The organism is Streptomyces sp. NPDC004610, from assembly GCF_040609715.1.
Taxonomy (GTDB): Bacteria; Actinomycetota; Actinomycetes; order Streptomycetales; family Streptomycetaceae; genus Streptomyces.
Genome location: NZ_JBEXLA010000012.1, coordinates 118255 through 130372 on the forward strand (window position 1 = coordinate 118255; position 12118 = coordinate 130372).

The window sequence follows — 12118 nt, forward strand, 5'->3', positions numbered from 1 at the left end:
GACATGGATCCCCAGTGGCAGAAGTCGTCCTTCTCGACGGATGCAGAGGACACCAACTGCATTGAACTTGCCATGCAGGGTGACGAGATCCTCCTGCGTGAGAGCGAGGAGCCCGAGTCGATAGTCACGACGACTCCGGTGAAGCTCGCGGCGTTTCTCGCCGGGGTCAAGGCGGGGGAGTTCGATCACCTCGTCTAGATCGTCCGGGCTCCGTCGTGACTCTTCCTCGATCGGCAGAAGAGTGGAGGTATGAGAGATATGGCTCATCAGTGGCAGAAGTCGTCCTTCTCGACGGACGCGGAGGGCGACTGCCTAGAGCTGGCGACACGGGGCGACGCGATCCTCCTGCGTGAGAGCGAGGACCCGGAGTCGATAGTCACGACGACTCCGGTGAAGCTCGCGGCGTTTCTCGCCGGGGTCAAGGCAGGGGAGTTCGATCACCTCGTCTAGACCGGGCGGCGGCTCCGATCGGCGGATGCCAGCCGGGGCCGCAGGGGGTGCTGCCGGTTCACGGCCTGGGCGGGAGCACGAAGCCCCGTACGGGCCGCTCCCGCTGTGGGTCATGGGAGTCGGGCCGCTGCGTGCGTTTCCACGCGGCGACCAGCTGCGCGTAGCGCGGGTCGATCCACTCGGACACATTGCCTCCCTTCCATCGGGAGGTTAGAGGATGCCGGGCTTCGGCCTCGGCGTGATGACAATGGAGCACTCTGGGGCGTGCTGGCAGTTCGCCGCCACGGAGACCAGGGTCTCGTCCGACGGTGGCCCCCACAGCTCCCGGTCCGCCTCCCAGCCGAGATCCGCGATCTTCGCGCGGGTGCGGTCCAGGATCGGCGGGTCGTACGCCGTGGGGTCATAGCCGGGATAGTGGTGGACGAAGCCGCCCAGCGTCTCGCACAGCTCGGCGTACATGGCCGTGTGCAGAATCAGGGCATGCCAGCCCTCGTCCACGATCCGGGAGGGGGCGAGCCCGGCGACGGGGTGCGCCGCGCAGGCCGCCACGAACTTCAGGGCCTCCTCGACAATGCGGTCGGCCATCTCCTCGGACATGTCCGGGTTGGCGTCCAGAACGGTGCCGCGGCAGCTGATGAACTGGCGCTCGCTGATGAGCAGGCGCGGGAGGGCAGGCACCGGGCCGGGTGCGGGGTCCGGGTCGGGGCCGGGGTTGGGCGGCACGCTCACGCTGGTCTCCTTCGCGGGTAGTTGGTCGGATTCATCGGCCTGGTCGGCGAGCGGCACCAAGCCGTAGGAGCTACGGCACGAGCGGCAGGCGAACAGGGTGCCGTGCGCGCCGGGGCCTGATCCCTGTTCGATGACCTCGATCAGCCGGACGCCCCGCGCGTAGTTCTGGTGCCAGGCGCACCAGCCGTACCCGGAGGGATCGCGAGGGGCTGCTTCGGTTTGCGTGCTCTCGGCCACGTCGACTCCAACCGGTCGGGCAAGCCCCCGGGGGCTCCGCTGCCGCGCCGGGGCTTCGTCGTATCTCTCGACGCTAGAAAGCAGGCCACGGCCTTGGCCAGCAAGTTGCACCGAATTACACCCCAGTTGGACGGTGCTGTGTCTGGCCGACATCGGCTCTTGACCCTGCGACACGGGGCCACGAATGTGGTGCAAATCGCTGCAACCGACTAGCGAGGAAGGCCAGGCACGATGACCATTCACTTCGTCGGGATCGACCCCGAGACGGATGAGGACGGATGCCCCACAGTCTGGGTGGACACGCAGTCGGAGGACCTGCTGATCCAGAGCTATCAGGCCGACAACGAGACGATGGCCTCCTGCGACGCGCTGTCTCCGGCACGGGCACCGATCCCGCCCGGCGAGACCGTCATCAGGATCCCGGCCCGAATGGTCCCGATCATCAGAAAGGCGTGCGATGAACTCGATCCCGGAGTTCGCTGAACTCCTGGCCAGCACACGAGAGTCGGCCGTGCACCTGGAGATGCGCGATGCCTACTACAGCAACCCTCGCTTTGAGGCATGGCAGGAGGGCCGACGCGTCGACTGGGATGACCGTGCCTCGTGGTGGCGGCCGTTCCACCAGGACATCGCTGACGCTACCGCCCGCGGTGTCCACCTGCGCCGAGCGAGGGTTGTGTCCGAGCCGGTCACCGAGTACATCCGCTGGGAGCACTATCAGACACGCGCCAATGTGGAAGCAGGGGAACACGTGCGGTGGCTGCCTCGGCATCGGGCTTGGGACCTGCTGCTCCCGGGCGCTGATCTGTGGATCTTCGACGGCGCCCTGCTACGGGTCCACCATTTCTCGGGCGATGGCGAATGGATCAGCAGAGAACTGTGTGACGCCCCTGCCGTGGTCGACCAGCATTCGGCGGCGTTCGAGCAGGTGTGGGAGCGAGCCACCCCGCACGACGAGTACGAGGTCGCGTAGCCAAAGATGTCCCCCTTCCCCACGTCCAGCGCGCAGGAAGCCCGTGTGGCTCTGGCGGCCCGACTGCGGGAACTGCGCCTGGACGCGGGCATTACCGGCAAGGAACTGGCAGTTTTGGCGGGCTGGTCCGTCGCCAAGTCGTCCCGGATCGAGAACGCGGTCACCGCACCGGCTGACGCGGATATCCGTGCCTGGTGCTCGGCGTGCGGCGCCGATGATCAGGCGGACGACCTGATCGCTGCGAACCGGCAGGCTGATGCCATGTACCTGCACTGGAAGCGGCTCCAGCGCACGGGAATGAGGCAGCTGGCCGAGTCGTCCGCGAAGCTGTACGAGCGCACCCGACTGTTTCGTGTCTATGCCTCCCAGGTCATGCCCGGTTACTTGCAGACGCCTGGCTACGCGTCCGCCCTGATGGGAGCGATCGCGGGCTTTCGCGGAACCCCTGACGACGTGGCCGCAGCGGTCGAAGTCCGTATGCGGCGAGGCCGCGTCATCCATGAGGGAGACCACCGGTTCGCAACGGTGATCGAGGAGCAGGTCCTCCATCACCGGGTAGGCGACGAGAACGTGATGATCGGCCAGCTCGGCAACCTCCTTGCCGCGATGAGCCTGCCCTCCATGTCCCTGGGCATCATCCCGGCCGGCACACCACGCCAGGGCGCGATGTGGCCGTTGGAACAGTTCACTGTGTTCGACGATTCGCGTATTCATGTCGAACTGCTCGCGGCGAAGGTGACCGTCACTGCCCCGGGCGAGATGGACATCTACCTGCGAGCGTTCGCGCGGCTCACTGAACTGGCCGTGTACGGCGCCGACGCCCGCGCACTGATCCTGGGAGCCATCAAGGCCCTCCACTGAGCGCGGACCCGGTCGGCTGGGCCGGAGGCGATGACCTACGCCTCCCCCACCCCCGAGATCTCGTACCGCCGCACCTCCGCCCCCCGGATCCGTGCCGACTGCTCCGGCTCCGGGCCCGAGCCGCGGAAGCGGGTGAGGTCCTCCTCGGACTCCCAGCGCTCGTACACATTGATGCGGTCCGGTTCGAGCGGGTCGGGGGAGAGGGTGAAGTCGAGGCAGCCGGGTGCGGAGCGGGCCTGTTCGATGACCCGTACGCATCCGGCCAGGTAGGCGTCCCGGTCCTCGGGTTCCACCCACAGTTTTCCGGCGATGATGAGCATGGTGTTCCTTTCGGGAGGGGGTGTGGTGGCCGTAGGGGTGGACCGGGGCGGCGGGCCGGATTCATCGGTCGGGCCGCGCCTATCGGTCGCGGGCCGCACCTATCGGTCGTACCGGACTCATCGGTCGTACCGGACTCATCGGTCTGGCGGGAGACGGCGGTCTGGCGGGAGACGGCGGTCGGGCGGGAGATGGTCCCGGGCCCGAGCCCTTGTCCTGGAGTGCGCTCCAGCGCCTACCCTCCGCCCCATGACGACGAGCATGCGCTACCGCCCCCTGGGCCGTACCGGGATCGAGGTCAGTGCCTACTGCCTGGGGACCATGATGTTCGGGGCCGTGGGGAACCGGGACCATGAGGACTGTGTGCGGATCATCCACTCCGCGCTCGATCAGGGGATTAACTTCGTGGACACCGCGGACATGTACTCCGCGGGCGAGTCCGAGACGATCGTGGGGAAGGCGCTGCGCGGGGCGCGTCGGGACGATGTCGTGCTGGCCACCAAGGTGCACTTTCCGATGGGGGAGGGCCGCAACCGGGGCGGCAACTCGCGGCGATGGATCACGAAGGCCGTCGAGGAGAGCCTGACCCGGCTCGGCACCGACTGGATCGATCTGTATCAGGTGCACCGGCCCGACGAGAGCACCGACATCGAGGAGACGCTCGGGGTTCTCGGCGATCTCCAGCGGGCCGGCAAGATCCGCGCGTTCGGCTGCTCCAGCTTTCCGCCGGAACTGGTAGCCGAGGCACACCATGTCGCCGAGCGCCGGGCGCTGCCCCGGTTCCGGACCGAGCAGCCGCCGTACTCGCTGCTGGCGCGGGGCGTGGAACGGTCCGCGCTGCCGACCTGCGAGCGGTACGGGATGGGCGTGCTGACCTGGAGCCCCCTCGCCTTCGGGTTCCTGACCGGGAAGTACCGCAAGGGTGGCGTGATCGATCTCACCACCGGTCGGCCGGCGCTCAATCCCGGGCGGTTCGACCCCCGGCTCCCCGAGAACGTCCGCAAGCTGGAGGTGGTGGAGGAACTGGTGGAGGTCGCGGCGGGGCTCGGGCGGACGCTGCCGGAACTCGCCGTCGCCTTTCCGCTCGCCCATCCCGCCGTCACCTCCGTCATCATCGGCCCGCGCACCGGCGAACAGCTGGACGCCCTGCTCAAGGGCGCCGACCTCGTGCTGGACGACGCCACCCTCGACCGGCTGGACGCGATCGTCCCGCCCGGCACGGATCTGTATCAGGTCGACGGGGTCTGGCGGCCCGCGTCCCTGACCGACCCCCGGCTGCGGCGCCGACCCGTGGCGGAGCGTCCGGCGACCGATACCGGCCGCGGCTGATATCCCTCCGTTTCCGGGGGAGTTGAAAGGATGCCGACAGGTGTGGGCGTAACGGGCGGCGGGCAGGGAGACCCCGGACCGAGAGGGGAACCATGCCGTCACCCGAGCCGCCTTCATCCCGAATACGGCGACCGCCGTCGCAGCAGCAGTCGACGCATCGGTCGTCGTCTCCGCCGGTGCATTCGTCGTCGCGGTCGTCGTCACAGTCGTCGGCACGGTTGCCGTCGCGGTCGCCCGAACCCCAGGCGGTGGCGGGGCCGCCGACCTCCTCAGCCGTCTTCCTGGTGCTCACCCTCGAACCCGGCGGAGCCCCCGTCGCCCGGGAGGTGCTGGGCGCGGTCGAGGGGCTGACCCGGTCGTTCGGATTCGGCCACCCCGAGGGACGGCTCACCTGCGTCGCCGGGATCGGCGCCACCGCCTGGGACGCCCTCTACGGCAGCCCGCGCCCCGCCGACCTGCACCCCTTCCGGGAACTCGCGGGCCCCCGCCACCGCGCCCCCGCCACCCCCGGCGACCTGCTCTTCCATCTCCGCGCCGACCGCCCCGACCTCTGCTTCGCCCTCGCCGCCGAACTGGTCCGGCGCCTCGGCGACGCCGCCCGCGTCCAGGACGAGGTGCAGACCTTCGCGTACTACGACTCCCGCAATCTGCTGGGCTTCGTGGACGGCACCGAGAACCCGGTCGGCGACCTCGCCGCCGACACCGCCCTCGTCGGGGACGAGGACCCCGCCTTCGCGGGTGGCTCGTACGTCGTCGTACAGAAGTACCTCCACGATGTGGAGGCGTGGGGCAAGCTCACCGTGGAGGAGCAGGAACGGGTCATCGGGCGCACCAAGCAGACCAATCTGGAGCTGGACGACGCCCCCGGCTCCCATGTCGACGTCAACACCCTCACCGCGCCCGACGGCACCGAATTGCGCGTGCTGCGCGGCGCGATGCCCTTCGGGCGGCCCGGACACGGTGAGTTCGGCACGTACTTCGTGGTCTACGCCCGCGATCCCGAGGTGCCCGCGACCATGCTCCGCCGGATGTTCCTCGGCACGGACGGGGTCGCCGCGCCCGATCCGATCCTGGACTTCTCCCGGGCCGTGACCGGCACCGCCTTCTTCGCGCCGTCCGCCCGGTTCCTGAAGGAGGCGGCGGAGGAGGAGGGGGACTGAGGGTCTCTCCCCTTCCCCTGCTTCTCCTCCCTTCCCTTCCCCTTCCCTCGCTGCGTTCACTTGCTTGCTCAGCCGCCCAGGCAGATGACCAGTAGGCAGAGTTTGTCGTCGTTCGTTCGGTCGTCGGGGGGCTGTGGTTGCTGGGTGGGGGGTGGGGTGGTGGGTGTGGTGGGGGGTGGCGTGGTCTCCGGGGGTGCCGGGGCGGGGGTGGTGGCCGGGGGTGGGGGCGTCTTCGTGGTGGTCGACGGGGGTGGCGTGTTCTGCGTCTGCGGGCGCGGGTCGCTGCCCTCGGGGGGCGCGGTGCGTTGTGCCGGGGTGGTGGGGGTGCTGGGGGTGGTGGGGGTGTCGGGTTGAGTGGGTTCGGTGGTGCGGGGGGTGGTGGGGGGCTCGGTCAGTTCGACGTCGGTGCCGCCCATGCCCGTGGGGGTCTCGGGGGCGGTCGCCGCCTGGGCTCGGTCGCCGGAGCCGCCGCGGTCCATCGTGGACAGCGTCAGCCCGCCGCCCACCAGGGCTACAGCCGTGGCCAGCACCGCGCGCCGCTGGCTCTTCTTCAGCCGCGCCAACTGCCGCCGCCGCGCCGCCCGGCCGTGCGCCAGGGGCGGGGTGAGGGGGGTGGGCGATGTCGGTTCCTCGGGCGGTGGCGGGGTGTACGGGGCCGCCGCCCTCGTCGGCAACGGTGCCGGGGCGATGTCGGGCGCGTAGGCGCCGCAACCGGGGCACACCAGGGCGCCGTTGAGATGCCGGCGGCACGAAGAGCAGTAGTCCATCGCCGTCTTCCTGGGTTGACGCGCCGGCGGCCGGGGCCGCGGCCGGATCACGTTCGCACGTGGGATCGAGCGGCCAGCAACGCTAACGACGCTTCAGAGGCCCTGTGTGCAGCCTGTGTGACGCTCCTGCGCAGATTCGCCGTATGCGGCTGCGATGTGTGCGGTGGGCGAGCGGGCGGGGACGCTGAGTGGGGTGGGGGTGCGGGTACTGGTGGGTAGGGAGTACGGGGGGTGAGGGTGGGGGTGGGGTGGGGGTGGGGGGGTGGTTGCGGCGCCGGGGTCACCAGGTCGGGCGGGCGCTCACTCCGCCGTCCACGACCAGGTCCGTGCCGCTGATCCAGCTCGCCGCGTCCGAGCAGAGGAAGACACAGGCGTTTCCTATGTCCTCCGGGCGCCCCAGCCGGACCAGGGGCGCGGCCTCGGTCCAGCGGCGCACCCCCTCGGGCCAGTCGGCGGCCAGGCCGGGGCGGTCCACGAGACCGGGGGAGACGGTGTTCACCCGGATGCCGTCGGGTCCGTACTCCAGCGCTGCCGAGCGGGCGAACATCACCAGGGCGGCCTTGGCGGCGTTGTAGTGCGCGTGCCCGGCGGCGGGGCGGTGCGCCTCGACGGAGGCGATATGGACTATCGCGCCTCCCCCGCCCCGCTCCCGCATCACCCGCGCGGCGGCCTGCGTGCACAGGAACGCGCTGGTCACATGGGCGTCGTACATGCCCCGCCAGTCGGTGCGGGTGAGGTTGTCCAGGGGGGTGACGGGCTGGATCCCGGCGTTGTTGACCAGCGCGTCCAGCCGCCCGCCGCGCCAGGCGGCGCTCTCCTCGATCAGCCTCCGGCAGTCCTCCTCGCGGGTGAGGTCGGCGCCGATGGCCAGGGCTTGGGGGCCACGTCCGGGTTCGGGGCCGGTATCCGCTTCGGTGCCGGTGCCGGTGCCGGTGCCGGTGCCGGTTGCGGTTGCGTGTCCGTCCATCGCCGTGATCTCCGCGAGTTCGGCCACGAGCGCGGCGGCCCGCTCCCGGCCCCGGTGGTAGTGCACGATCACGTCGGCCCCGGCCCGCGCGAACTGCCGGGCGATTCCGCCGCCGACTCCGCCGCTGGCCCCGGTGACCAGCACGACCCGGCCGCGCAGATCGGGCAGCGGGGAGGGCGGGGGCAGTGCGGGCGGTGTGGGTGGTGCGGGCAGTGCGGGATCGCGGGGGGTGTCGGTCATGGCCGGGTCTCCGGGGGAGGGAGCGGGGGCGGGGTGCGGTCGGGGGCGGGCTTCCGGTCCGGCTGGGGGCGCGTCGAGGACCGTCCCCGGCGGCGAGGGGCTCAGCCGCCCGTCATCCGCCCGTGCCGTCGACGCCCGTCATCCGGCCAGGGGCGTCAGCGCGGTGCAGGGAGCGGATCAGGTCGGCATGGTGGGCGTGGCGGGACGCGAGGCGTTCCACCTCGTCCGGGTCGGGGCCGTCGTAGTCCTCCGGGAGGAAGCCCGGGGCCATCGTCGTGCCGAAGAGCGACCAGCGTCCGCCGGGTGCGACGCGGGCGCCCATCCAGGCTCCGGCGGGCACCACGGTCTGCACCTCGCCGCCGGGGCCACCGAGCCGGGTCAGCCGGTCCGTGCCGTCCGGGAACAGCGTCAGGAGGGTGAGGGGGTCGCCCTCGTAGAAGTGCCAGACCTCGTCGGTGGGGAGGCGGTGGAGCGCCGAGAAGTCCCCGGTGCCCCCCGCGTCCTCGGCGCCCGTCAGCAGGACGATGATCGCCGTGCCCGCCGGGCGGCCGTCGGGGCCGGGCGGGCCGGCCCAGGTCTGCCGGAACAGGCCGCCCTCGACCGGCAGGGGCCGCAGCCCGTGACGGGCGGCGACCTCCTCGGCCGGGACATCGGCGGTGGACACCGGACGCGTCAGAGCCCGAACTCCTGCGGGGCCAGGCCCAGCACCCCGCACGCCTCGCGCAGCACCTGCTCCTCCGCCGGGGCCACATAGCCGTCGGCGCCCGCGACCACGATGCCGGTCTGGATGACGGCCCGCGCCTCCGTGGGCTTCTTCCCGGCCTGGGCGATCACCTGGAGGACCTGGGTCTTGCCCTGCGGGAAGTCGAAAGCGAGCTGGTCGACATGCTTGTTGAACCGCTGGCGCAACTGCTCCGGCGGGAAGTTGGACAGCACGTCATTGCTGAGGATCAGCTGCTCCACATGCTGGCGCTCGGCCGGGTCGACATGGCCGTCGGCCGCCGCGACCAGGGCGCACATCGCCATGCTGGCATCCCGGTAGGCGCCGCTCTTCAGCTCCGCCTTCAGCGAGGTGAGCTGCGACTTGAGCGCGCTGACCAGCTGGGCCTTGGAGCCGCCGCTGCCCCCGGACGAGCCGCCGTGCCCGCTGCCGTGCCCGGACTGGCTCTGACCCCCGAACCCACCGAGGCCACCGCTCTGCCCCGGCTGTCCATGCCCACCCTGCCCGCCATGCCCGCCCTGCCCACCGGAGCCGCGCCCCTGTGCCTGCTGTTGCAGGCCCTTGGCCTGATCCTTGATCCGGTCCCACATCGCCATGCCAGCCACCTCGGCCTCTGCCGTCTACCGTCATCACACTTCTGTCGTCGTTCTGGCAACGTCTGCCCGCCCAGGGGAGTTCCCTCACCTCCCGTCCCCCGGCGAACCCCGATCAGCCGCCTGCATCCGGGCTACGCGGACCGTTCCCGTCCGCTTCCGCCGCATCGTCCGGATCGTTCGGATCGTCCGCCGGTGCGCCCGGCTGGGAGAAGGCCGACGGTCAGTCCGCGCGTTCCAGCCGCGCCAGCCGTTCGGTGAGACGGTCGGCGTCCGCCGGGTCCAGGCGCCGGAACAGGGCCTGCGCCGCCCGGTAGTGGGCCGCCGCCCCCGCGGTGTCGCCCCGGGAGTCCGCTGCCTGGCCGAGCCATTCCAGGCAGCGGGCCTCCCAGTGCTCGGAGCGGGTGTCACCGGACCGGAACCGCTCCAGGGCCTCGTCCAGGGCCCGCAGCCCCGCCTCCCGCTCCCCCGTCCGGTCCCGGACATGGCCCAGCAGGGCCAGCACCCGGGTCGCCTCGTAGGACTCGGAGAGGGTGAGGAGTTCCTCGTGGGCGGTGGTCAGCTGCCGGGCCGCCTCGGGCAGATCACCGGCCGCCACCGCCGTCTCGCCCAGGCGGCGGCGGGTGAGGGCGGCGCCCCGGCGGTAGCCGATCGACTCGCGCAGCCGCAGCGCCTCCTCGAAGTGGGCGCGGGCCCGCTCCGGGTCGCCGGTCAGCAGCCGGATGTGCCCCAGTCCGCTGATCGCCTGCGCCTGCTGGCGTACGTCGCCGTCCTCGGCCGCCCGCTCCAGCGCTTGCCCGTACCACTCGGCGGCCTCCGGGTAGCGGCCCGCGTTGCGCAGGCCGATGGCGCCCGAGGTCAGCATTCGGCTCTCCCCGGCCCGTGAGCCGTCGCGGCGGGCCGCGTCCAGGCCCAGCCGGTGCGCCTCGACCCACAGTTCGGAGGGGCGCAGCCGCAGGAACAGCGGCCAGGCCAGGTCCACCAGCCGCCAGCAGGATCTGTCCCGGCCGGTGGCGGCGCAGTACCGGATGGCGCCCATGATGCCGTTGCGGTGGGTGTCCAGCCAGGTCAGCGCGGCTTGGGCGTCGGGGAGCGGGGTCGGCTCCACCGGGATCGGCTCCGCCGGGGTCGGCTCCGCCGGGCTCCCCGGGGTCGTGGGAGGCTCGTGTCCGGCGGCGAGGCGGTGGCTCGGGGTGAGGATCCGCTCGGCCTCGGCGGCGGTGGCCAGACACCAGTCGACGAACCGCCCGAGCGTCCGCTCCCGCCCCTCCGCGCTCTCGAACTCCTCCCCGGCGCGGCGGGCGTGCGGGCGCACGATGTCGTGCAGCCGGTACGTCGCCGGACCGGTCTCCTCCAGCAGATGCGCCTCCACCAGCCCCTGCACGGCGTCATCGGTACGGTCCGCGGGGTCGCCGCCGTCCGGGTCCTCGTCGTCGCCCAGGACCGCCGTCATCAGATCCGGGTCCAGCCGGTCGGCGGGCAGCAGGCCCAGCCGCCGGTACAGCGCGGCCCCGGTCGGCGGCAGCAGCCCGTACGACAGATCCAGCGCCGTCGCGAACACCGCTTCCCCGTCGACCCGCAGCGCCCCCGAGGTCCCGGGGCCGAGGGACAGGCTCCGGGCCAGCGCGGACAGCGGCCGGTGCGGGCGTACGGCGAGCTGGGCGGAGGCCAGGGAGACGGCCAGCGGCAGCCGTCCGCAGAGCCGCACCACCTCCTGCGCGGCGGCCGGCTCATGGGTCACACGTCGGCCGCCGCCGTCGGCGAGGAGCTGGACCGCGGACTCGGTGGGCAGCCCGTCGAGGCGGTGCACGCGGGCGCCGTCCGCGCGCAGCCCGGTCAGGGCGTTGCGGCTGGTCACCACGGTCAGCCCGGTGGGCGAGCCGAGCAGCAGCGGGCGTACCTGGGCGGCGGTGAAGGCGTTGTCCAGCAGCACGGCGAGGCGCAGCCCCGAGGTGACGGACCGCCACAGGGCGCCGCGCTGCGCGGTCCCCGCCGGGACCGACGCCACCCCGAGCGCGATCAGGAACGCCTCCAGGACGGTGCCGGGCGGTACCGGGCCCTCGGTGGTGTGGCCGCCGAGGTCGGCGTAGAGATGGCCGTCGGGGAAGCTCCCGGTGTGCTCGTGCAGCCAGCGGGAGACCAGGGCGGTCTTGCCGACGCCCGCGAGGCCGGTGACGACGAGGAGCGGGGAGGCGTGCGGGTGGGGGCCGCTGCGGGCCTCGTCCAGGACCTGCCGGTCGGCCTCCCGGTCGAGGAACCGGGCGGTGACGGCGGGGAGCTGACGGGGGATGGGGGAGGGGGGTGCGGGGGTGGGGGCGGGTGCGGGTGCGGGTGGGGGTGGGGGTGCGGCGTGGAAGTGCAGGCCGCCGTGGATGTCCCGGGCCTGGACGGTGGGTCCGTGGAAGACGGGCTCGCCGCCGATGGTGTTGCCGACGGAATCGGGGCCAGGGGGTGGGGGTGGGGGTGTTGGGTGCAACCGGTCCGTGAGGGCGGAGGTGCCCGCATCCCCGTCCGAGCCTCCACCCGTACCCACCCCGACCCCCGTACCCGACCCCGTACCCGCACCCGACCCCGTACCCGCACCCGAGTCCCCACCCCCATCCCCATCCCCACCCGCGTCCCTACCCTGACCCCTCCGCCGGTCCTCCACGCGCGTAGCCCCCTTCTGTGCGCACGGCGGCCGACCGTCCCGGTGACCCGAGTCACCGCCCGCCGCCGGGTCGATGGCCGTTCCAAGAACTTCTCCCCGGACCCTCCCCCCTCCCGGCGGACG

15 protein-coding genes are annotated in these 12118 nt (G+C 72.2%); 7 read left to right on the top strand and 8 right to left on the bottom strand.

What is annotated here, in order from left to right; translation table 11 throughout:
• The first annotated feature begins 3 nt into the window (after positions 1 to 3).
• Both ABZX40_RS15870 and ABZX40_RS15875 read left to right on the top strand, forming a co-directional pair.
• A complete protein-coding gene (locus ABZX40_RS15870) occupies positions 4 to 198 on the top strand; it encodes a DUF397 domain-containing protein (RefSeq protein ID WP_355742056.1) in 195 nt (64 codons plus the stop codon).
• A 60-nt stretch (positions 199 to 258) separates the two neighbouring features.
• On the top strand, positions 259 to 450 hold the full coding sequence (locus ABZX40_RS15875) for a DUF397 domain-containing protein (RefSeq protein ID WP_356162552.1): 192 nt from the start codon (positions 259 to 261) through the stop codon (positions 448 to 450).
• 58 nt (positions 451 to 508) lie between these two features.
• Here ABZX40_RS15875 and ABZX40_RS15880 read toward each other — a convergent pair whose 3' ends face one another.
• Both ABZX40_RS15880 and ABZX40_RS15885 read right to left on the bottom strand, forming a co-directional pair.
• Positions 509 to 637, bottom strand: a complete 129-nt coding sequence (locus ABZX40_RS15880) for a hypothetical protein (RefSeq protein ID WP_355742062.1) — start codon at positions 635 to 637, stop codon at positions 509 to 511.
• Positions 638 to 660: 23 nt separating this feature from the next.
• Complete coding sequence (locus ABZX40_RS15885; RefSeq protein WP_355742064.1) at positions 661 to 1416, bottom strand: hypothetical protein; 756 nt, start codon at positions 1414 to 1416, stop codon at positions 661 to 663.
• A 231-nt stretch (positions 1417 to 1647) separates the two neighbouring features.
• On the opposite strand from ABZX40_RS15885, the gene ABZX40_RS15890 reads away from it, so the two are divergent.
• From ABZX40_RS15890 to ABZX40_RS15900, 3 genes are read left to right on the top strand one after another with little or no spacing between them, the layout of a single operon-like run.
• Positions 1648 to 1899 carry a hypothetical protein gene (locus tag ABZX40_RS15890; protein ID WP_355742067.1) on the top strand — a complete coding sequence of 84 codons (252 nt, stop codon included), beginning with the start codon at positions 1648 to 1650 and terminating at the stop codon, positions 1897 to 1899.
• On the top strand, positions 1874 to 2389 hold the full coding sequence (locus tag ABZX40_RS15895) for a DUF6879 family protein (protein ID WP_355742070.1): 516 nt from the start codon (positions 1874 to 1876) through the stop codon (positions 2387 to 2389). The genes ABZX40_RS15890 and ABZX40_RS15895 overlap by 26 nt, the downstream gene beginning before the upstream one ends.
• 6 nt (positions 2390 to 2395) lie before the next feature.
• The gene (locus ABZX40_RS15900; RefSeq protein ID WP_355742073.1) at positions 2396 to 3250 is read left to right on the top strand and encodes a helix-turn-helix transcriptional regulator; all 855 of its coding nucleotides are present in this window, start codon (positions 2396 to 2398) and stop codon (positions 3248 to 3250) included.
• Between the two features lie 35 nt (positions 3251 to 3285).
• Here ABZX40_RS15900 and ABZX40_RS15905 read toward each other — a convergent pair whose 3' ends face one another.
• Complete coding sequence (locus ABZX40_RS15905; protein ID WP_355742076.1) at positions 3286 to 3570, bottom strand: antibiotic biosynthesis monooxygenase family protein; 285 nt, start codon at positions 3568 to 3570, stop codon at positions 3286 to 3288.
• A gap of 259 nt (positions 3571 to 3829) precedes the next feature.
• On the opposite strand from ABZX40_RS15905, the gene ABZX40_RS15910 reads away from it, so the two are divergent.
• Together ABZX40_RS15910 and ABZX40_RS15915 are read left to right on the top strand one after the other, a co-directional pair.
• Complete coding sequence (locus tag ABZX40_RS15910) at positions 3830 to 4897, top strand: aldo/keto reductase (protein ID WP_355742366.1); 1068 nt, start codon at positions 3830 to 3832, stop codon at positions 4895 to 4897.
• Positions 4898 to 5145: 248 nt separating this feature from the next.
• Complete coding sequence (locus ABZX40_RS15915) at positions 5146 to 6057, top strand: Dyp-type peroxidase (RefSeq protein WP_355742078.1); 912 nt, start codon at positions 5146 to 5148, stop codon at positions 6055 to 6057.
• 68 nt (positions 6058 to 6125) lie between these two features.
• Here the strand turns inward: ABZX40_RS15915 and ABZX40_RS15920 are convergent, their stop codons facing one another.
• From ABZX40_RS15920 to ABZX40_RS15940, 5 genes are all read right to left on the bottom strand, one after another.
• Positions 6126 to 6824, bottom strand: a complete 699-nt coding sequence (locus ABZX40_RS15920; RefSeq protein ID WP_355742081.1) for a hypothetical protein — start codon at positions 6822 to 6824, stop codon at positions 6126 to 6128.
• 280 nt (positions 6825 to 7104) lie between these two features.
• Positions 7105 to 8031, bottom strand: a complete 927-nt coding sequence (locus ABZX40_RS15925; protein WP_355742084.1) for an SDR family oxidoreductase — start codon at positions 8029 to 8031, stop codon at positions 7105 to 7107.
• A 112-nt stretch (positions 8032 to 8143) separates the two neighbouring features.
• Entirely contained in the window at positions 8144 to 8695 is a 552-nt protein-coding gene (locus ABZX40_RS15930; RefSeq protein ID WP_355742087.1) for a cupin domain-containing protein, read from the bottom strand.
• An 8-nt stretch (positions 8696 to 8703) separates the two neighbouring features.
• Positions 8704 to 9348, bottom strand: a complete 645-nt coding sequence (locus ABZX40_RS15935) for a tellurite resistance TerB family protein (RefSeq protein WP_355742090.1) — start codon at positions 9346 to 9348, stop codon at positions 8704 to 8706.
• A gap of 220 nt (positions 9349 to 9568) precedes the next feature.
• On the bottom strand, positions 9569 to 11878 hold the full coding sequence (locus tag ABZX40_RS15940) for a tetratricopeptide repeat protein (RefSeq protein WP_355742092.1): 2310 nt from the start codon (positions 11876 to 11878) through the stop codon (positions 9569 to 9571).
• Positions 11879 to 12118: the final 240 nt, after the last annotated feature.